Source organism: Agromyces binzhouensis (assembly GCF_004135055.1).
In the GTDB taxonomy this organism is placed as follows: Bacteria; Actinomycetota; Actinomycetes; order Actinomycetales; family Microbacteriaceae; genus Agromyces; species Agromyces binzhouensis.
Window position 1 is genome coordinate 1 of the sequence record NZ_SDPL01000820.1, and the last position, 550, is coordinate 550.

General features: G+C 76.7%; 1 pseudogene. It reads left to right on the forward strand.

The features are described 5' to 3' along the window. A pseudogene (locus tag ESO86_RS19660) lies at window positions 1-298 on the forward strand (sirohydrochlorin chelatase); the annotation flags it as partial. Window positions 299-550: the final 252 nt, after the last annotated feature.

The window sequence follows — 550 nt, forward strand, 5'->3', positions numbered from 1 at the left end:
GCGCGTGCGCGACGCGCTGGCCGGGGCATCCGTCGCCGACGTCTCGATCGGGTTCCTCTCGGCCGCAGAACCGCGGCTGCCCGACGCGATCGCCGCAGCCCGGGCCGCTCGCGGGATCGGTTCGCGGGTCGCCGCCGCCAGCTACCTGCTCGCGCCCGGGTACTTCCAGGACCTCGCGGCGAGCGCCGTGCCCGACGTGCTCGCCGAGCCGCTGCTGCGTCCGGACGACGCGCCGCCCGAGCTCGTGGACGTCGTGCTCGACCGCTACGCGGCAACCGTCGCGGGCCTCGTCGGCTGACCCGCGGGCTCGCCCGCCGCACGTCATATTTCGCCGTGCGACGCCTCGTGACACGGGGTGACCGTGCGTGACGGGGCCGGGTTCCGGCATCCGCCCGTCCCCCGTACCTTCGTCGACACGTGCCCCGAACGGGGTGCGGACGAGGAGGGGAACCGTGACGATCGAGACGACGGATGCCGCGACGCGCGCACCGCGCGCCGAGCGTGCCGAGCGCCCCGCGAGCGCCGACCGCCCGGCACGCGGCGTCCGCCC